This window comes from Streptomyces iconiensis, from assembly GCF_028657195.3.
Lineage (GTDB): Bacteria > Actinomycetota > Actinomycetes > Streptomycetales > Streptomycetaceae > Streptomyces > Streptomyces iconiensis.
On sequence record NZ_JANCPR020000004.1, the window covers coordinates 24,515 to 42,716 of the forward strand.

Below are 18,202 nucleotides of genomic sequence, written 5' to 3' on the forward strand. Positions count from 1 at the left end.
CTCTCAGGCCGCACCGGCGAGACCGCCCCTGTGCCGCCGGTCGGACTCGGCGGGCCGCCGGTCGGACTCGGCGGGCGGAACGACGGAGGCCCGTATCAGGCGTCGGCTTCGAGCCGTTGCCGCAGGGTGGCGGCGAAGTCCTGGGCCATCTCCAAGCGTGCGCGCAGCGTCTCGCACCGGGCATCGGCGATCTTGCGGTAGGAGTCGAGCCGTTCACGCAGCCGCTCGCGCTCCTCACTCGTCGGCGAGAGGTCCGCGTCGGCGATCCTGTCTGTGATCTCCAGCAGATCGCGCATCTCGTCCAGGGAGAAGTCCAGTGGCTTCATCCGGCGGATCACCATCAGCCGCTCGACATCCGCCTCCGTGTACAGCCGGAAACCACCTTTGCTGCGGGCCGAGGGAATGACGAGGCCCACTTCTTCGTAGTGACGGATGGTGCGCAGCGACAAACCGGTCCGCTCAGCGACCTCGCCGATCTGCATCTGCCGCTCGCTCATCGCCCTGTCTTCTCCTTCTGGTGTCCAGCTGTTTTCACATCTACGAAGCAATCAAGGGTACGTGAGATCAATCACAGGCTTACGAGGGGTGTTCACCTGCATTTCGCAAGCCCCGACTCGTACTCTGCCCTCACGTCAGGGTAGAGTCTCTGTGTGTTCGCCACCGCTGTGCAGCACACGGTAGAGGCGATCAGGCTGTAGCCGCGCCCCGATCGGGCTCCTGCGGCACCCGATGACTTCCGGGCAATGATGCCCGACCGGCAACCGACGGTTGCCGCCCTGTCCGGCAAGGCCCCCGCCGAGGCGGCCGGGCTGCCGGGGGATTCCCCAGCACTGTGGAATCGGTACGACGCGTGTGCGTCCAGCGGTATGGACGCGTGCGCCTGAGCAGAAACGGTTGCATGTCCTCTCCGCTGTCCGCTGCGCCCAAGCTGCGTGCCCGCTTCTCCAAGAACGCGGTCAAGCCCGACTGGCTCGCGTCTCCGAAGATTTTCCGTACTGAGGTGCTGGCCGGCCTGGTCGTCGCGCTGGCGCTGATCCCCGAGGCGATCTCGTTCTCGATCATCGCCGGTGTCGATCCCAGCGTCGGTCTGTTCGCCTCGTTCACCATGGCCGTCGTCATCTCGATCGTCGGCGGGCGCAAGGCGATGATCTCCGCGGCGACGGGCGCGATAGCGCTGGTCATCGCGCCCCTCAACCATGAGTACGGCCTCGGCTACATGATCGCCGCTGTCGTCCTCGGTGGCCTCATCCAGGTCGCCCTCGGCGCCCTCGGCGTGGCGAAGCTGATGCGATTCGTGCCGCGGTCGGTGATGGTCGGCTTCGTCAACGCCCTTGCCATCCTGATCTTCATGGCCCAGGTGCCGGAGATGCGGGACGTGCCCTGGCCCGTCTACCCGCTGATCGTCGGCGGCCTGGTGCTGATGGTGCTTTTTCCGAAGATCACCAAGATCATCCCGGCGCCGCTCGTTTCCATCGTCATCCTCACCGTGATCACAGTCGCCGCGGGCATCGCGGTCCCGACCGTCGGCGACAAGGGCGAACTGCCGTCCTCACTGCCGCTGCCCGGGATCCCCGACGTTCCACTGACCCTGGACACGCTGACGACGATCGCGCCTTATGCCTTCGCGTTCGCGCTGGTCGGGCTGATGGAGTCGCTGATGACGGCCAAGCTGGTCGACGACATCACCGACACCCACTCGGGCAAGACCCGCGAGTCGATCGGCCAGGGCATCGCCAACATCGTCACCGGCTTCTTCGGCGGCATGGGCGGCTGCGCCATGATCGGCCAGACCATGATCAACGTGAAGACCTCCGGGGCCCGCACCCGGCTCTCCACTTTCCTCGCCGGATCCTTCCTGATGGTGCTGTGCATCGTCTTCGGCCCGATCGTCTCGGACATCCCGATGGCCGCTCTGGTCGCCGTGATGATCCTGGTCTCCGTCGGCACCTTCGACTGGCACTCCATCCAGCCCAGGACGCTCAAGCGGATGCCCTTGGGTGAGACCGTAGTGATGGTCGTCACCGTCGCCTGCGTCGTGACCACCCACAACCTCGCCATCGGTGTCGTCGCCGGCTCCCTCGTCGCGATGGTCATCTTCGCCAAGCGGGTCGCCCATCTCGCCAAGGTCTCCGGGGTCGTCGACCCCGACGGCAAGCAGGTCGTCTACGCGGTCACCGGCGAGCTGTTCTTCGCCTCCAGCAACGATCTGGTCTACCAGTTCAACTACAAGGACGACCCGGACGACGTCGTCATCGACCTGTCCGCCGCGCACATCTGGGACGCCTCGTCCGTGGCCGCGCTCGATGCGGTCGAGACCAAGTACAGCGACCGCGGCAAGAAGGTCACCATCATCGGCCTGAACGAGCCCAGTGCCGAGATGCACGACAAGCTCGCCGGACAGCTCACCGGCGGTCACTGAGGAGACCGGCCGCCCGACCGCGCCGGACCACGGAACGCGGACGGGCGGCCTCTGAGTCCTCATGTCCCTCAGGGCGACGGGGCGCTCCGGGACGGAGCGCCGTCGTCCACGGTCTCCCGCTCGGTCCCTCCAACGGCGGCCCCGGGCCGCGCCCGCGTCGGGCTTCGTCACAGTCGTTGGTGATGCGCGTGTGTGCAGGTCGTGCACCAGGCCAACGGCAGTGGGGACGTTGCCTCCTGCGCCGGGGGACGCGGGGGTGCGCTCATGGTCCTCACCCCTCCTCCGTGCCGTAGACATCGGCGAGTGCCTTGAGCACGAGAGCGCGCGCGGTGTCGGCGGGCGTGATGTCGGTCAGTACGTAGTACGCGAGGCCCTCAGCCAGCGCGACCAGGCGGACAGCAGTGGCGTGGGGATCCGGGGCCACGGCGCGTCCGGCCTCCTGGTCGCGTGCGATCAGCCGGGCGAGGGTGCTGTGCAGCTGGGCGTACTGCGCGCGCAGGCGCGTCGCTACGGCCTCGTCGGCGAGTGCGAGGGCGGCGAAGGACTGCCGGACGCGTAGATGCGTGCGTGTCGCGTGGTTGTAGGGGACGAGTTCGGTCAGCACGGTGCGCAGTACTGTGCGGGGCGGGGCCGTCTCCAGGTCCTGACCGACCTTGTCGCGAATGCGGGCGCTGCTGAGCGTGTTGGCCCGGTCGAAGGCGACGGCGACCAGCTCGTCCTTGCTGGGGAAGTAGTGCTGGACGCGGCCGACCGAAACACCCGCCTGGGCCGCGACCGTGGGTAGCGAGATCGCATGCAGCCCGCGCTCGGCGACGACCGCCAGCACGGCGTCGGCGATCCCCTGCCGCCGTTCCTCGTGGTGGGCCCCTACGCCCCGGGTGCGACGGCCCATCGTCCCGTCACCTCCTTGTTTTCTGCTTTTCGATAAGGCCTTACCGGTTTGATCCTATGCCGTGGTGCGGGTACTCTGCCGTCCGAGCAAAGCAATAAGGGCTTACCGATTTGCGCGGGGTGGTGCAGGCATGGCCCACGACGTCGCTGTCCGCCGTGCTGTTCCTTCACAGGGGACGCGGCTCGTGCTCGCCTGCACGGCGCAGCTCATGGTCGTGCTCGACGTCTCGGTGGTGAACGTCGCGCTGCCCTCGATGGAGGCGGCGCTCGGGCTGGGTGAGTCAGGCACACAGTGGGTGGTCAGCGGCTACCTGCTGGCTTTCGGCGGTCTGCTGCTGCTCGGTGGCCGGCTCGCCGACGTCTACGGGCACAAGCGGGCGTTCCTCGCGGGGCTCGCGCTGTTCTCCGCTGTCAGTCTCGCGGGAGGGCTGGCGACGAATCCGGGCACGCTGATCGCCGCCCGGGTGGGGCAGGGGCTGGGCGCCGCCGTGCTCGCCCCGGCCACCCTCACCCTGCTCACCACGGCCTTTCCCGAGGGGCAGCGGCGCACCCGCGCTCTGGCCACCTGGACCGCCGTCAGCGTCGGTGGTGCCGCGGCGGGCAACCTGATCAGCGGCCTGCTCACCGCCTATGCCTCCTGGCGCTGGACCCTGCTGATCAACGTGCCGATCGGCGCCGTGACCGCCATTCTGGCCGCACGGATCCCTGCATCGTCCGCCGCGGGACGAGGACGCGAACGCCCCCGCCTCGACATCCCGGGGGCCGTGGCGGCCACGCTGGGACTCCTCGCGTTCATTCACGGCCTGGGACTCGCGCAGAGCCACGGCTGGCTCGCCCCGGATACGCTCGTGGCGCTGGCCCTGGGCGGCGTCCTGCTCGCCGCCTTCGTCCTCATCGAGGCACGCCTGGCCCGCGTCCCCCTGGTGCCGCTGCGGCTGCTCCGCATGCGCACCATCGTGGTGGGCAACGTGGTCATGCTGCTGGCCGGCGCCTGCTTCCAGGCGCCCATGTGGTACTTCCTCACCTTCTACATGCAGCGCGTGCTGCACTACGACACGGTGCAGACGGGCTTGAGCTTCCTCCCCCACACGCTGGTCACCATCGCCGTCGGCTGGCGGCTGACCCCGTGGCTGATGCGGCACACCGACGCCCGCACACTGGTGATCGCGGGGGCGTTGCTCGGCGCGGCGGGGTTCTGGTGGCAGAGCCGCATCTCGGCGGACACCGGCTACCTCACCGGAATCCTCGGCCCGGCCCTCGTCTTCTCCACCGGCGGCGGCCTCCTGAACACCCCGCTGACCACTGTCGTCACCTCCGGAGTGGAAGCCGACGACGCCGGTGCCGCCTCCGGGCTCATGAACACCGCCAAGCAGGTCGGCGGCTCCCTGGGCCTGGCCGCCCTGGTCGCCCTTACCGCAACCTCCGACCACACGCCCCGAGCCCTCGCCGCCGCCTACGCCGACGCGTTCTGGATCAGCGCGCTGTTCCTCGCCGCCGTCGCCGTCACGGCCCTCGCCCTGCCCCCGCAGCGACACTCCGCCCCCTCCTCCTCGCCGGCCACGACAGCAGAGTGACGCCGGCCCCTCGCGCAGGCCAGTCCGGACGGCTTGGACGCGGGCCCTGATAGATGACCTGTCGCCCTGCCCGACACCAGGTCTCTTGGTCCGTTCGACAGGAACATCCCAGGGATTCTGCGCCGTCACACCGTAGAGCCGGAAGGCGTTCCGGTCACCACAGCACCGGAAGGCGTTCCGGCGTGCGTTTGATCCAGCCCGAGCGCCAGCTGATCTCTTCCGCGGGGATGGCCAAGCGCAGTTCCGGCATGCGTTCCAGGACTGCGGAGAGTGCGATGGACGCGTGCGTGCGGGCGAGAAAGGTGGCGGAGCAGTAGTGGCGCCCCGCGCCGAAAGTGAGGTGTGCTTTCGGGTGGCGTTTCAGGTCCAGCTTTTGAGGAGCCTGGAATGCGGCGGGGTCGTAGTTGGCGCCTTCGACGAGGACCAGAACGAGATCACCTTTCGCGATGCTCTGTCCACCCAGCTCGGTGTCCCTGGTGGCGATGCGCGGAAGCCCGTCACCGATGGCGAGGCTGTAGCGGAGCAGTTCCTCCACCGCCGGCTCCATGGCCTCCGGGTGAGCACGTAGCCATTCCATCTGGTCACGGTTGAGCATGAGCAACAGCAGGGCCAGCAGCAGAAATGCCGAAGCGCTCAGTCCTCCCGCGACGAAGAGATTGTTCAGGATCAACACCATCTCTTCGTCGAGCGCGGCCGTCGTCCCTTTCCCGGCACGCAGGCGGGCCAGCGCGCCCAGGAGCCCAGGCGCTTCGACGGCGTCGGGCGCCAGCAGCCGCGCACGCGTACGCTCCATGCTCTTCCGCCAGTTGACCTGCGCACCTTCGAACGAGCGCGGCACGGTCATGATGCTGATGTCGAACCCGCTCATCAGCAGGCTGCCGTGGTCTTCGGACAGACCCAGGATCGCGGACATCACGGAGCCGGTGTAGGGCTGGGTGAAGCGTGCCCTGACATCCACGGGTGGGCCCTCGGCCAGCAACGCGTCCAGCAGTTCATCGGCCCTTCGGCGGAAATCGCCGGTGACCTCTTTGACCGCGTGCGGTGAAAGCGCCTGCATCACCGTCTCGCGCAGACCTACGTCCACCATGTCCTTCACGCTGCTGCGGTTCGAAGCGGGGAAGAGCGGCGCGTACTGCAGGCGCGAGCCCGGATTCGCCAGGGCCGACATGCTGAAGGTGTCGTCCTGCAGCACACGCGTGGCCAGTTCGTGCGTGGAGACCAACCACGCCGGGTCACCGCTCAATGTGCGGACGCGGGCGACGGGCTTGTGCTCGCGCAGCCACGTACACACCTCGGGGACGACATCACCGCGCCGGTCGAGAGGCCATTCCACATCCACTTCCCATGGTGAATTTTCCTGTTCGGATGGTGAACTCTCCCGTTCCGATGGTGAATTGTTCTGGGAAACCGGGCGGGCGGACGACTGCCCGGCCACCGGACAGGCCACCCGTCGCGTGACATTCATGTCACCCGGGTTCACCGCACCGCCGCCGGACTGTGCTCGCGTATTCATGGCATACCTCTGTGCAGGGAAAAGAAGGGAGTGAGAGCGGCAGTGCGAACCGGCACTCGCCTTACGGCATCGGTGAACGGCCGTCCACGCCACCGGAGTCGGGGCTCGGTGTGCGGGGGAGGGGCGAGGGGGTTCTCGCCCACAGGAACAGGCTTCGCTCGGCCGCTGCCTGGCCGCGCGACGGGACTTCCGTACGGGCCTCCACACGCTCGACGTCCAGACCGGCCAGTTGGGCGTACCGGTGGACGTCCTCGCGCAGGCAGCGCATGGGACGGTACGTCCGGTCCAGGAACCGCACCTCCTCGCCGCCCTGGGACTCCGGAACCGCGAACAGAAGGGTGCCTCCCGGCACGGTGAGGGCCCCGAGCCGCCGCAGCCCCTCAACGAAGGGGAGTTCGGGCAGGTCGACGAAGCAGAACAGACACACAACGGCGTCGTACACACCGAGGCCGGCGGGGACATCGCCGAAGAGGTCGGCCAGGACGAAGCGCGCCCGGGGGACCTGCCGCCGGGCATGGGCCAGCATGACCTCGGAGACGTCGATGCCCGTGACCTCCAGGCCCATCGCGCACAGCTGCTCCGCAGTGGGGCGGCCCGTCGCACACCCCACATCCAGGACGCGTGAGCCGGGAGCGAGGCGACGGGACAGGTCTTCGACGGCGTCGGTCTGGGCCTGTTTCCGCTCGGCGAAAGCGCGCTCGAACTCCATGCCGAGAGCGTCGAAGACGCGCGCCACATGGGCGCCCTCCGGCGAGATCCCCGCCGCTCCGGAAGCCTCTTCGGCCCCCGCTCGATGGTGCCCGGGCGCCGATCCCGCCGGGCGACGGGCCGACGGCTCGCTGTGGGTCATCGTCACTCCTTGTCCCTGTCCATTTGTACGTATACACGTCGCCCTATGCCCGCTGCGGGGGCACGGATGCCGTCAACACCTCGAAAACGTGACGTTGAGTAGTCGGCGGCCACATCGCGCGCCGCCCGCCGCGCGTCCCATGCCCCGGCTCACCGCCCCTCTCGCCGCCCGGACCCGCCGCTGGACGAGGGCGAGCGCACCACCCCGGCGCGGAGGCGCCGCCGGGGAGCGTCAACCCCCGCCGGAGCGCGGGCATTTCGCCGCCGCTCGACGGGCGCGGATGCATACGGGGGCGTGGGGGGTGCACATATGGATCGGTGTGGCAATACAACTATTTTTAGGTCCGTTTGACTTGCTTTCACAAGGAAAACGATGCGGTGTGAGTATCCGGGTGATCAGGTCACCGTTCCCAACAGGCAGAGGGCAGCGCGCTGTTCTGCCCCTCCGTGGCGACGAAACGAAGGTGAAGCGCGTGTCCGTTTCTGCAAAGAAGTACGTCAACGACGGCCAGACCTGGGAGGATTACTGGCGCAAAGTGCAGGAGGGGCGAGTCGGTGCGCCTCCGTGGAACTGGGACCCGGAACAGGCCGCCCACTGCTACCTGTCCCAACGCGGTGAACACTGCGACCCCGCGCTGCCGTTGGTGGATGTCGGCTGCGGCGACGGGTTCTTGACCCACTACCTGGCCCGCACCCACGGACAGGTGGTGGGTACGGAGATCTCCGCCGCAGCTTTGCAGCAAGCACAGGCAACGCATGCAGCCGCCAACATCTCCTACGAGCCCTTGGACATCACGGACACCGAAGCGGCCCGCGCTCTGCATGACCGCCTCGGCGACGCCAACGTCCACCTGCGCGGGGTGCTGCACGCCATCGAGGCCCCCGACCGCCGGCGGGCCGTCTCGGCGCTCGCCGTGCTCGCCGGGGAGCGCGGCACCGTCTTCGACATCGAGATCTCGCCCGCGCTGGACGCAGCTCAGGCCAGTGCCGCCGCCTCCTTCGGGGCGCTCCCCGAACGGATGCAGCAGGTGGGAAGCAGCGGGCTGCGCGCGCAGCGCATCAGCCTGGAGGATCTGGTCGGCCTCTATCAGGAGGCGGGCTGCGCCGTGCGCGCCTGCGGGGAGACCTCCGGCAGGTCGTCGATGCGGCTGCCGGACGGTTCGTGCTTCGTCTACCCGATGGTCTATGTCCTGGTGACCGCGGGGGAAATGTGACCAGTGCCGTCGTCGTCGGTGCCGGGATCGCCGGCGCCTGTGCGACCTACCATCTGGCCCGCCTCGGTGTCCGGGTGCGCTGCCTGGACCTCGGTCCTGAGTGCGGCGCAGAGAACACCTCCGCCGGCAGCTTCGCCCGGCTCAGCGCCTACCAGCAGCCCACCGAGGCACGCTTCCGCCTGGTCGCCGCCGGCATCGCCGAGCACCGGAGACTGGCCGACACGCTCGGTCCCGCGCACTGGTGGCACCCCGGCGGCAGCCTGGCCTGGGGGCTGCCAGGTCTCGCCGAGCACATCGGACGACTGCGCGCGTGGGGCTACCCGGTGCGCTGGACCCACGCCGCGCACGTGGAAAGCCGGCTCGACCCCGGAGTCCGCTTCACCGGTCCCCGTACCCCGGTCGCGCTGCTGCCCGACGAGGGCTGGGTGGATGCCCAGGCCCTGATCGGCGCGTTGCTCAGCGAGGCTCGCGAGGTGGGTGGGGCCACCGTTGAGGTCGCCGAAGCCGTGGCGATCGTGCTGCGCGGCAGCCGGATCGCGGGTGTGCGGTGTGCGGACGGCCGGGAGTTGGCGGCGGACGCGGTCGTCAACGCGGCCGGGCACGGCGCCGCAGCCCTGGCCGAGAGCGCCGGCGCCCCGCTGGCACCGGCGCTGGCCGACCGCAGCAGCCTGGTGGCTGATCTGTTCACCCGCGCCGAGCCGCCCCGGCACGTGCTGCGCGGCCCCGCCCTCCATGTACGGGCGGCGGGGCAGGGGCTGTTGAGGGTGCGTTCCGAGCAGGTCGACGCGTGTCTGGCGGCCGGCGCCCCGGTGGACGCACTGGTCGAGGAGCTGCTCGCGCGTGCCCGCCGGATGCTTCCCCGTACGGCCGAAGCAGCGGTCGCCGAGGCGCGCGTGGCCACCGCTGTCTTCCCCCGCCGTGGTCACCCCTGCGCCGGTGCGGTGCCGGCCGTGCCCGGCTACCACGAACTCGTCACCAACAGCGGCATCACCCTGGGTCCGCTGCTCGGCCGCCTGGTCGCCGAGGAACTGGCCACCGGACAGGCCGACCCCCTGCTGCGCGACTGCCGCCCGCAGGACGCGCGTGCCCGGACGTACATGGGGCGCCGGGAAACGGAATCCCGCACCGCCCTTCCCACTCCGGCCGTCCCGGTGGCGGCCGTCCCGCAAGGAGAAGACGGATGAAGGCGTCGACGGACCTGGTGTCCAAGACCACCGGCGACGCGGACACTCCGCACGCCCCTGCGGACGGGAGCGAGCACCCCGAAGGACGATTGCGGGATCTGACCGCTCGCCTGCTCACCCGTGAACCGGAGGAGATCCGGCTGCTGCGTACCGGAGGACTGGCCCACCAAGCCGGTTCCTACGGCCAGTACTTCACCACCTGGGACCTGGCCAACGGCATCCTGCGTGACTACTCCATGAACCTCTACCAGTGGACCCGCGTCGCCGCCGATCCCCGTGTACCGGTGTGCACCGTGCAGGACATGCTGCGTACGGTCGATCCGATCTACAGCAGCTATCTCGGCTACAGCGGGTTCGAGACGCTGGCAAGGAGCGCGGAGCGGGTGCTGGGGACCCAGTTCGAGCAGCGCGGCCCGCTGGTGGCGGAGCTGGCTGAACTGTCCGGGTATGTGAACCGCCTCACCGCCTGGTCGCACCATGCCTTCCCCTGGCACGTCGGCGAACGCTACCGCTACCCGGAAGGAGGGCGGCGGGCCCAGCCGTGCGCCTACGTTCCGTCACAGGCGGCCGGGCCCGGCCCGGCCCGTGAGGGCGCCGGGGAACACCGGGTCCCGATCACGCTGGAGTGGCAACCGCTGGGGCTGACCGCCCGCGCCTACGTGGCGTCCGATCTGAACCCCCGGCTCGCGAGGGAGTTCCTGGACGCGCTTCCGTTCACCGTGCTCCAGGACCACGCGGTGGTCACCGGCGAGTCCATGTACGCCTGGACCCCGCTGGTCAGCCTCGCTCCGACGCCGGTCATCGAACGCATCTGTGACGCACCGCCGGGACGGCTGCGCTACTCCCAGGCGACGGGCAACAAACTCGTGGTCCAGTACGGCAGTACGAGCGAGACCCTGTCGGTTCCCGTACTGGGCAATGTCGAACCCGAGGACGCCGCCGTGCTGCGGAAGGTGGGTCCGGCAGTGTGGGAGAGCACCTTCCGCAGCAAGGAGCCGGTCTGGTTGACCGTACGCTCCCGCTGACGGCTCGCGGACAGAGCCTGGTCACGCCCCTTCCGTGCCGACCGCGGCCGATGCCCCGCCAGCCGAGGCGTCCCGGACGGCCGGCACGGAGGGGCGTACCAGCGCGCGCACAGCTCGCCGATCCGTCTTGCCCCGGGGCGTGAGCAGCGGCCTTTGTACGAGCCGCACACTCGCCGGTGTGTGGAAGGTACTCAGCCGTGTTCGTACCCACGACCGCAGGGCCTCGGCGTCCACCGGACTGCCGGGCGAGGCGACCACGGCCGCGTGCACCGCCTCACCTCCGGCTGCTTCGGGCACCCCGACCACTGCCGTCCACGTGACGTCCGGGTGTTCCGCCAGCGCCTCTTCGACCTCACGGGCGTGGACGTTGTAACCGCCCACGATGATCACGTCGTCCCCCCGCCCCATCAGGTGCAGCCGCCCGGTTCCGTCCACCCTGCCCAGGTCTCCTGTACGCAGCCACCCGTCCCGGAACACCGGCGAACTCCCGTCCGGGCCCCGGTCCGAACCCTCGTCCGCGCTCCCTTCCGAACTCCCCTCCGCCCTGCCGATGTACCCCGTCATCGCGGCGGGCGTGCGCACCCACACCTCGCCCGTACCGCCGGTCTCCACCGGCGCACCGTCCTCCGGCGTGCGGACCGCCACCCGGACCCCGGGGAGCGGAGTACCCACCGAGCCGAGCAGTTCCCCGGAGTGCTCGTCGCAGCCGAGCGAGGTCAGGAAGCCGGCCTCCCGGGAGCCGTACACGCCCAGGAGCCGGGGCCCGAACGCCGCCAGTGCCTCGCGCAGCAGGCGAGTCGTGGCGGGAGCGCTGCCGTACTGGATCTGCCGCAGCTCCGGGAAGAGGCCGCCACCGGCAGGACAGGCGGCCGTCAACCGCGCCAGCATCGTGGGGTAGGCCAACAGGTAGGTGATGCGCTCTTGTTCGACCGCCGCCAGCACCTCCTCGGGGCCGCCACCCTCCATAAGCACGGTGGTGCCGCCGGCGGCCAGGTTCCACAGGATGTTCTCAGCGGAAACGGAGTTCATCGAGCCGTGGTGCAGGAACCTGCGCGGGCCCGGATGCCGCAGGGACCGCTCCATGCGCAGCCACTCGGCGAGGTTGGAGAAGGTGTGGCAGGCGGCCTTGGCCTCTCCGCCCGTACCGCTGGTGTACATGACCATTGCCCTGTCACATTCCCCGGCCACCGGTTCCACGGGAGCTGCCGACTGTCCGGCGACGAGCGGCAGCAAGTCCTCGCCCAGACCGGCACGACCGAGGGTGAGCACGCGCGGCACCTCGACGTGCCGCAGCGTGTCCTCGGCGACCTCCTCGTAGCGCGGATCCACGACGAGGGCCGCCGGCCCGAGAGTACGTACGACGGCCGCGCGGACCTCGCCTCCGGCGTTGGGCTCCAGCACGGCCACGCAACAGCCGATCAGATGCGCGGCGACGCGGTACAGCACAGCCTCGGGGGTGTTCCCGACAAGAAGGACAACGGCGTCCCCGCCTCGCACACCGCGTTCCGCCAGTCCCCGGGCCGCACGGTGAACCTCCTCCAGCGCCTCACCATGGGTGAGTCGGCGTTTCCCCTGCACGAGTGCGACGGCCCGGGGATCGCCGCTCATCCCCGAGACGATCGCCTGAACAAAACGGTTCACAGCCCCTCCTCGCTCTCCGAGCCGAGGAACTGCCCATCGCGCAGGGCGACATGCGCGTGCGCTCCCGCTGTCCAACCATCGAGCCACCCCACCCACCCGAACGCCGCACACCCGCCGTCGTGCCGGACGCCTGGCCCGGGAAGGTGTTCTCTGTGCGGTCGGTGTGGTGCTGTGCGGGGGCTGTGGTTGCGGGAAGCGGCAGCCGACGTCAGGGTGGCCCGCCCTGTGACCGGGCAGACGTCGGAGAGTTCATCAGGAATCCGGTGCCGCCTCGCTGACCAGGGCCTGGTCAGCGAGGCGTGAGCGGTGCGGGCAGCGGGTCGGCGGGTGTTTCCGTCGGGTGCTTCGTCTTGCCCGCACCCCTCAGCCATGTGACCGAGAAGAGGCCGGCTGCGGCCATGACGACGGCGGCGCCGACGGCTGCGAAGCTCATCCCGTGCGTGAAGGCGTCACGCGCGGCAGCCAGTACGGCAGCCGCGGTCTCGTCCGGCAGTTGGGCAGCGGCGGCCGTCGCGCCGCCGAGTGTTTCGCGCACGGCTTCGGCCTGCGGAACGCCGGAGGGCAGCGCGTCGGTCATGTCCCGGCTGTAGACCGCGGCCCCGATGGATCCGAGGATCGCCATGCCCAATGCTCCGCCGAGCTCCTGGCCCGACTCCAGCACGGCAGCGGCCGATCCCGCGCGCTCCGGCGGGGCAGCGCCGAGGGCGAGTTCGTTGGCGAGGGTCATGGCGGCGACCAGGCCGCCCGCGTACAGGGAGGCGCCGGCGAGGGTGAACCAGAGTGCCGAGTCGGGGCGTACCTGGGTCAGCCAGAGAAACCCGCAGGCGGAGAGGAGGAAGCCACCGCCCATGACGTACGCGCGGTCCACGCGCTGTGCGAGCGCGGCTCCGGCCGGCGCCATGACGGCCACTCCTGCGGCCGGTACCAGGCTCCACAGCGCGGCGCTGAACGGGCTCAGGCCGAGGACGGACTGCAGATACTGGGTGAGGAAGACGGCCATCCCCACCGTGGCGAACATCGCGAGGAGATTGGCGAACACCGGGCCGCCGAAAGTGCGCCGGCCGAGCAGGCCGAGGTCGACCATCGGATGTGCGAGGCGCTTTTGCCGGCGTACGAAGACGAAGGCGAGCACGAGCCCTACGCCAATGGCGAGGGCGGGCAGCGGCTCGTACCCGTGCCGGGCCCATTCCTTGATGCCGTAGATGACCAGGAGCACAGCACCGAGTGACAGCATCGCGCTCGGCAGGTCGAAGCGCTCGCGCTTCGCCGACCTGAACTCGGGCACCAGGAACGGCACCAGCACGAGCAGCAGCACCATCGCGGGCAGGTTGATCAGGAAGACAGCGCCCCACCAGAAGTGCTCCAGCAGCAGACCGCTGACCACGGGCCCCAGCGAAATGCCCGTCGTCATGACGGTCGTCCACAGGGTCACCGCCTTGCCACGCTGTTTCCCGTCGTGGAAGAGGTTGCGTATCAGGGCGAGCGTCGAGGGCATCAAGGCGGCGCCGCCGAGTCCCAGCAACGCGCGTACGGCGATGAGCAGTTCGGCCGTGTGCGCATACGCGGCGGCGACCGAGGCCGTCCCGAAAAGCACCGCGCCCGCGAGCACCAGTGCCCGCCGACCGATCCGGTCGCCGAGCGCACCCATCGTGATGAGCAGCCCGGCGAGCACGAAGCCGTACATGTCGAGGATCCACAACTGCTGCGTCGCGCTGGGTTCCAGGTCCTGGCTGACGTAGGGGATCGCGAAGTACAGGACCGAGACGTCCATCGAGACCAGGAGCAGGGGCAGCATCAGGACGCCGAGGGCGGTCCATTCCTTGCGCCCCGCGCGGGGGGCGGGTGTGTTCTCCATGGACGGCAGCGAACAAGTAGCGTGGCGTACACGGCAAACAGCCAACTAGTGCAGCCCGTCGTTGCTCCGCTGTGAGCAGCCTGTATGCCGGGTCAGCGCACTAGTACGGTGCGGTCATGGCCATGGAACCGCCCTACCTCCGCATCGCCGGCGACATCCGCCGGCGCATCACCTCGGCCGAGCTTGCGCCCGGCGACCGCATCCCTTCCACCCGGCGCATCACGCAGGAGTGGGGCGTCGCCATGGCGACCGCGACGAAGGCGCTCGCCACTCTGAATCAGGAGGGTCTGGTGCGGCCTGTGCCAGGCGTCGGCACCGTCGTCGCCGAGTCACCACGAGAACGGCCTCCGGCTCCCAGCCATGGACTCACCCGGGAGCGCGTCGTCCGCGCCGCGATCGCTCTCGCCGACACCGAAGGGCTCGCCGCACTCTCCATGCGCCGCGTGGCAACCGACTTCGGTCTCCACCATGGCGCTCTACCGTCATGTCCCGAGCAAGGGCGAGCTGGTACGGCTGATGTCGGAGGCCGTGTTCGACGGAGAGCCGCCGGGGCCGCGGCCGTCCGGCTGGCGCGCGCGACTGGAGCGGGAGGCACGGTGGTTGTGGGGCCAGTACCAGCGCCATCCCTGGCTGGCACGAGCCATGGCTTCCCTGACCCGGCCGATGGCCTCGCCCCACGCGCTGCGCTACATCGAGCGGGTCCTCAGCGCCCTGAACGGCACGGGGCTGACACCGCCGCAGGTCATCCACGTCCACCTCGCTCTTCTCGGGTACGCCCAGGGCGTCGCGGCGGCCGTCGAGCTGGAGACGCAGGCGCGGCAGGACACCGGCATGACCCCCGAGGAATGGATGGCCTCCAACGAACAGCGGATGGAGACGATCCAGACCACCGGGTCCTATCCGAACCTGTCCACTCTCTTCGACCAGGAGGAGTTCGACCTCGAACTCGACACGCTCTTCGAATTCGGGCTCGCGCGGATGCTGGACGGAGTCGAAGCGCTCATCGAGCCGAAGCGCTCATCGAGCGGCCCGGAGGCCAAGCCTCGTCAGCGGTCGGCTCGTCAGTAGTCGACGCGGTCGGGCTTGGCCAGCCAGGTGTCGAACGGCGCCGTACGGTTCGGCAGGTCCAGCTGCTCGACGGACACCGGCCACATCGACTCGGGCTTCTTCTCGAACAGGTCGTAGAACTTACGGTCGTCGAAGCCGGCCACCGCGGCATCGTGCCGGTCGGCGGAGTAGACGACCCGGTCGACCCGCGCCCACAGGGCGGCGGACAGGCACATCGGGCACGGCTCGCACGAGGTGATCAGGACGTAGCCCTCCAGCGAGAAGGTGTCCAGTTTCTTGCAGGCGGCGCGCATCGCGCTCACCTCGGCGTGCGCCACCGGGTCCAGGGTCGCGGTGACCTGGTTGTTCCCGACCGCGACCACTTCGTCATCGCCGGCGACCAGCGCGCCGAACGGTCCGCCGCCGTTCTTCACGCTGTCGGTGGCCAATCCGATGGCCTCTTCCATCCAGGCGCGCTCGAATTCCCTGACGTTCGTTTCTTGGGCGTGCGAGGTCACGGTCGACTCCTCATTCGGGACGGTGGGGGTGGAGACGGTGGGGGTCTCCCGGATGCCTGGTGTGTGACGCCGTTCCAGGGCGCGACAAGTGGGCGCCGCGGGTGCCGCGTAGGGACCGGCGTCGCCGCGGCATCCCGCGGTCGGTCAGGGCGTCAGGCGCCGCAGATGTGCTCCGGGGCGACCGGGGTGTGGGTCAGGTTCAAACCCGTCGCCTTGCGGATGGCGTTCACGACCGCAGGGGTGGCGGAAATGGTGGGCGGTTCGCCGACACCGCGCACTCCGTACGGTGAGTTGGGGTCGCCCCTCTCGATCACGTCCACCGTCATCGGGGGCGTATCCAGAATGGTCGGGATCAGATAGTCGGTGAATGACGGATTGCGGATCCGGCCGTCCTTGACCTGGATTTCCTCCATCACGGCGAGGCCGAGTCCCTGTGCGGAGCCACCGTGGATCTGCCCGACGACGGCGTCCGGGTTGATCGCCTTGCCGACATCCTGTGCGCAGTCCAACTGCACGACCTTGACCAGGCCCAATTCGGTGTCCACGTCCACCACGGCACGGTGCGCCGAGAAAGCGTGCTGGACGTGTACGCGCTGGCTCTGCCCCGTCACCGGGTCCATCGCGTAGGTCCGGAGGTGGTGGTATTCCCTGGTTTCCTCGATCACGTCGTCGCCGAGCACTTCGACGAGGTCGGTGACGAAACCGGTGGCCGTGGAAACAACTTTGCCGCCGGAAAGCGAGAAGTCCTCGGGATTCTCGCCGTAACGCCGGCCGACCCTGGCGAAGACCGCCTCGCGGACGGCTTCACAGGCGTTCTTGACGGCGCCCCCGGTGATGTACGTCTGCCGGGAGGCGGAACTCGACCCCGCGTCACCGACGTTGGTGTCGTTCGGATGGATGTTCACCCGCTCCACACCGAGTTCGGTGCGGGCGATCTGCTGCTGCACGGTGACCAGGCCCTGCCCGACCTCGGCCGCCGCGGTGTGCACCATCGCCACTGGTTCGCCGCCGATGACCTGCAACCGCACGCGCGCCGTTGAGTAGTCGTCGGCGCCCTCGGCGTAGGAGACATTCTTGATGATCACGCTGTAGCCGACGCCCCGGACGACGCCTTCGCCGTGCGTGGTGTTGGACAAGCCACCCGGCAGCCCGCGGATGTCCACGGGCCCTGTCGGGTTCTCCGGCGGCAGCGGGAGCCTTTCGAGGCGTTCCAGCAGCTCGGCGACCGGCGCGGGGGAGTCGAGCACCTGCCCGGTGTGCATGGTCGAGCCCTCGCTGATGGCGTTCAGCTGACGCAGCCGCACCGGGTCCATGCCCAACGCCTCGGCGAGCTTGTCCATTTGGGACTCGTAGGCGTACGCGGGCTGCACGGCGCCCAGGCCACGCATCGCGCCGCACGGCGGGTTGTTGGTGTACAGGCCCCAGCCCTCGATCCGCACGTTGGGTACCTCGTAGGGGCCGGTGCCCAACGCCGTGGCATTGCTGACCACGACCGGGGTCTTGGAGGCGTACGCACCTCCGTCGAAGTACATCTTCGCCCTGACATAGACCAGCTCGCCGTCCCTGGTCGCGCCGTGCTCGTAGTACATCTTCGCCGGGTGCCGGTGCACATGGCCGTAGAACGACTCTTCCCTGCTGTAGACCATCTTCACCGGCTTGCCGGTATGCAGCGCCAGCATGCAGGAGTGGATCTGCATGGACAGGTCCTCGCGGCCACCGAAGGCGCCGCCGACACCGGACATGGTGAAGCGCACCTTCTCGACCGGGAGTCCGAGCGCCCGCGCCGTCTGCTTCTGGTCCACGTGCAGCCACTGGGTGGCGATGAACAGGTCGACCCCGCCGTCCTCGGCGGGAATGGCCACACCGGACTCCGGCCCGAGGAACGCCTGGTCCTGCATGCCCAGGGTGTACACGTCGGAGACGACGACATCGGCCTCGGCCTCCGGGTCGCCCCTGGTGATCGGCTGGTAGCGCACCACGTTGCCCTCCGGGTGCAGCTTGGGCAACGTGTCGTCGTGCGCGGCCCGTTCCGGGTCGGTGACCGGCTCCAGCACCTCGTAGTCGACGACGATCTTCTCCAGCGCGCGCCGGGCCGTCTCCGGGTGGTCGGCGGCCACGAGGGCAACGGGCTCGCCCTCGTAGCGCACGATGCCCTCGGCGAGTACCGGCGTATCGGCGACCTTGAGACCGTAGATGTTCTCGCCGGGAACGTCCTCGTGGGTCAGCACCGCGTACACGCCCGGATGCTTGAGCGCGGGGCCGATGTCGATCGAGTTGATCCGGGCATAGGGGTGCGGGCTGCGCAGCGTCGCGCCCCAGAGCATGTCCTCAGCCCACAGATCCGAGGAGTAGGCGTACTCCCCACGTACCTTGAGCGTTCCGTCGGGCCGCAGCGGGCTGTCGCCGATCCCACCGGTGATCGACTCGCTGAGGTCCTGCGGAGTGCGGGCGGGAAAAGTCCGGTTGGCCATG

13 protein-coding genes and 1 pseudogene are annotated in these 18,202 nt (G+C 69.3%); 6 read left to right on the forward strand and 8 right to left on the reverse strand.

The window, feature by feature from the left end; genetic code table 11:
* Positions 1-95: 95 nt before the first annotated feature.
* The gene (locus tag NMN56_RS04615; protein WP_274039079.1) at positions 96-497 is read right to left on the reverse strand and encodes a MerR family transcriptional regulator; all 402 of its coding nucleotides are present in this window, start codon (positions 495-497) and stop codon (positions 96-98) included.
* Positions 498-898: 401 nt separating this feature from the next.
* Between NMN56_RS04615 and NMN56_RS04620 the strand changes: the two genes are divergently transcribed.
* Positions 899-2,419 (forward strand): SulP family inorganic anion transporter, encoded by a 1,521-nt coding sequence (locus NMN56_RS04620; protein WP_274039080.1) that lies wholly within the window; start codon positions 899-901, stop codon positions 2,417-2,419.
* Between the two features lie 271 nt (positions 2,420-2,690).
* Here the strand turns inward: NMN56_RS04620 and NMN56_RS04625 are convergent, their stop codons facing one another.
* Positions 2,691-3,311, reverse strand: a complete 621-nt coding sequence (locus NMN56_RS04625; protein ID WP_274039081.1) for a TetR/AcrR family transcriptional regulator — start codon at positions 3,309-3,311, stop codon at positions 2,691-2,693.
* Positions 3,312-3,441: 130 nt separating this feature from the next.
* Here NMN56_RS04625 and NMN56_RS04630 point away from each other — a divergent pair, with 130 nt between their 5' ends.
* The gene (locus tag NMN56_RS04630; RefSeq protein ID WP_274039082.1) at positions 3,442-4,884 is read left to right on the forward strand and encodes an MFS transporter; all 1,443 of its coding nucleotides are present in this window, start codon (positions 3,442-3,444) and stop codon (positions 4,882-4,884) included.
* A gap of 154 nt (positions 4,885-5,038) precedes the next feature.
* Here the strand turns inward: NMN56_RS04630 and NMN56_RS04635 are convergent, their stop codons facing one another.
* Together NMN56_RS04635 and NMN56_RS04640 are read right to left on the reverse strand one after the other, a co-directional pair.
* Complete coding sequence (locus NMN56_RS04635; RefSeq protein WP_274039083.1) at positions 5,039-6,397, reverse strand: cytochrome P450; 1,359 nt, start codon at positions 6,395-6,397, stop codon at positions 5,039-5,041.
* 61 nt (positions 6,398-6,458) lie between these two features.
* Positions 6,459-7,247: a class I SAM-dependent methyltransferase gene (locus tag NMN56_RS04640; protein WP_274039084.1), complete on the reverse strand. Its 789-nt coding sequence runs from the start codon at positions 7,245-7,247 to the stop codon at positions 6,459-6,461.
* A 472-nt stretch (positions 7,248-7,719) separates the two neighbouring features.
* On the opposite strand from NMN56_RS04640, the gene NMN56_RS04645 reads away from it, so the two are divergent.
* The 3 genes from NMN56_RS04645 to NMN56_RS04655 are packed head-to-tail and all read left to right on the forward strand — an operon-like array spanning position 7,720 to position 10,669.
* Entirely contained in the window at positions 7,720-8,460 is a 741-nt protein-coding gene (locus NMN56_RS04645) for a methyltransferase domain-containing protein (protein WP_274039085.1), read from the forward strand.
* The gene (locus NMN56_RS04650; protein ID WP_274039086.1) at positions 8,457-9,644 is read left to right on the forward strand and encodes an NAD(P)/FAD-dependent oxidoreductase; all 1,188 of its coding nucleotides are present in this window, start codon (positions 8,457-8,459) and stop codon (positions 9,642-9,644) included. Before NMN56_RS04645 ends, NMN56_RS04650 begins: the two co-directional genes overlap by 4 nt.
* Positions 9,641-10,669 (forward strand): cucumopine synthase-related protein, encoded by a 1,029-nt coding sequence (locus NMN56_RS04655; protein ID WP_274039087.1) that lies wholly within the window; start codon positions 9,641-9,643, stop codon positions 10,667-10,669. Before NMN56_RS04650 ends, NMN56_RS04655 begins: the two co-directional genes overlap by 4 nt.
* A gap of 21 nt (positions 10,670-10,690) precedes the next feature.
* Here the strand turns inward: NMN56_RS04655 and NMN56_RS04660 are convergent, their stop codons facing one another.
* Both NMN56_RS04660 and NMN56_RS04665 read right to left on the reverse strand, forming a co-directional pair.
* Positions 10,691-12,310 carry a class I adenylate-forming enzyme family protein gene (locus NMN56_RS04660; RefSeq protein ID WP_274039088.1) on the reverse strand — a complete coding sequence of 540 codons (1,620 nt, stop codon included), beginning with the start codon at positions 12,308-12,310 and terminating at the stop codon, positions 10,691-10,693.
* A gap of 289 nt (positions 12,311-12,599) precedes the next feature.
* Entirely contained in the window at positions 12,600-14,165 is a 1,566-nt protein-coding gene (locus NMN56_RS04665; protein ID WP_274039089.1) for an MFS transporter, read from the reverse strand.
* A gap of 116 nt (positions 14,166-14,281) precedes the next feature.
* Here NMN56_RS04665 and NMN56_RS04670 point away from each other — a divergent pair.
* Positions 14,282-15,233: pseudogene (locus tag NMN56_RS04670) on the forward strand (TetR/AcrR family transcriptional regulator C-terminal domain-containing protein).
* Here the strand turns inward: NMN56_RS04670 and NMN56_RS04675 are convergent.
* Positions 15,227-15,679 (reverse strand): nucleoside deaminase, encoded by a 453-nt coding sequence (locus NMN56_RS04675; protein ID WP_430542476.1) that lies wholly within the window; start codon positions 15,677-15,679, stop codon positions 15,227-15,229. The pseudogene NMN56_RS04670 and the gene NMN56_RS04675 overlap by 7 nt on opposite strands.
* A gap of 203 nt (positions 15,680-15,882) precedes the next feature.
* The gene (gene pucD, locus NMN56_RS04680) at positions 15,883-18,201 is read right to left on the reverse strand and encodes a xanthine dehydrogenase subunit D (protein ID WP_274039091.1); all 2,319 of its coding nucleotides are present in this window, start codon (positions 18,199-18,201) and stop codon (positions 15,883-15,885) included.
* Position 18,202 lies beyond the last annotated feature (1 nt).

Bases quoted from the DNA above. Each gene is read 5' to 3' on its own strand.
- NMN56_RS04630 (WP_274039082.1), top strand. From the start codon at position 3,442: ATGGCCCACGACGTCGCTGTCCGCCGTGCTGTTCCTTCACAGGGGACG.
- NMN56_RS04620 (WP_274039080.1), top strand. From the start codon at position 899: ATGTCCTCTCCGCTGTCCGCTGCGCCCAAGCTGCGTGCCCGCTTCTCC.
- NMN56_RS04665 (WP_274039089.1), bottom strand. From the start codon at position 14,165: ATGGAGAACACACCCGCCCCCCGCGCGGGGCGCAAGGAATGGACCGCC.
- NMN56_RS04635 (WP_274039083.1), bottom strand. From the start codon at position 6,397: ATGAATACGCGAGCACAGTCCGGCGGCGGTGCGGTGAACCCGGGTGAC.
- NMN56_RS04640 (WP_274039084.1), bottom strand. From the start codon at position 7,247: ATGACCCACAGCGAGCCGTCGGCCCGTCGCCCGGCGGGATCGGCGCCC.
- NMN56_RS04615 (WP_274039079.1), bottom strand. From the start codon at position 497: ATGAGCGAGCGGCAGATGCAGATCGGCGAGGTCGCTGAGCGGACCGGT.
- NMN56_RS04655 (WP_274039087.1), top strand. From the start codon at position 9,641: ATGAAGGCGTCGACGGACCTGGTGTCCAAGACCACCGGCGACGCGGAC.
- pucD (WP_274039091.1), bottom strand. From the start codon at position 18,201: ATGGCCAACCGGACTTTTCCCGCCCGCACTCCGCAGGACCTCAGCGAG.
- NMN56_RS04625 (WP_274039081.1), bottom strand. From the start codon at position 3,311: ATGGGCCGTCGCACCCGGGGCGTAGGGGCCCACCACGAGGAACGGCGG.
- NMN56_RS04675 (WP_430542476.1), bottom strand. From the start codon at position 15,679: ATGGAAGAGGCCATCGGATTGGCCACCGACAGCGTGAAGAACGGCGGC.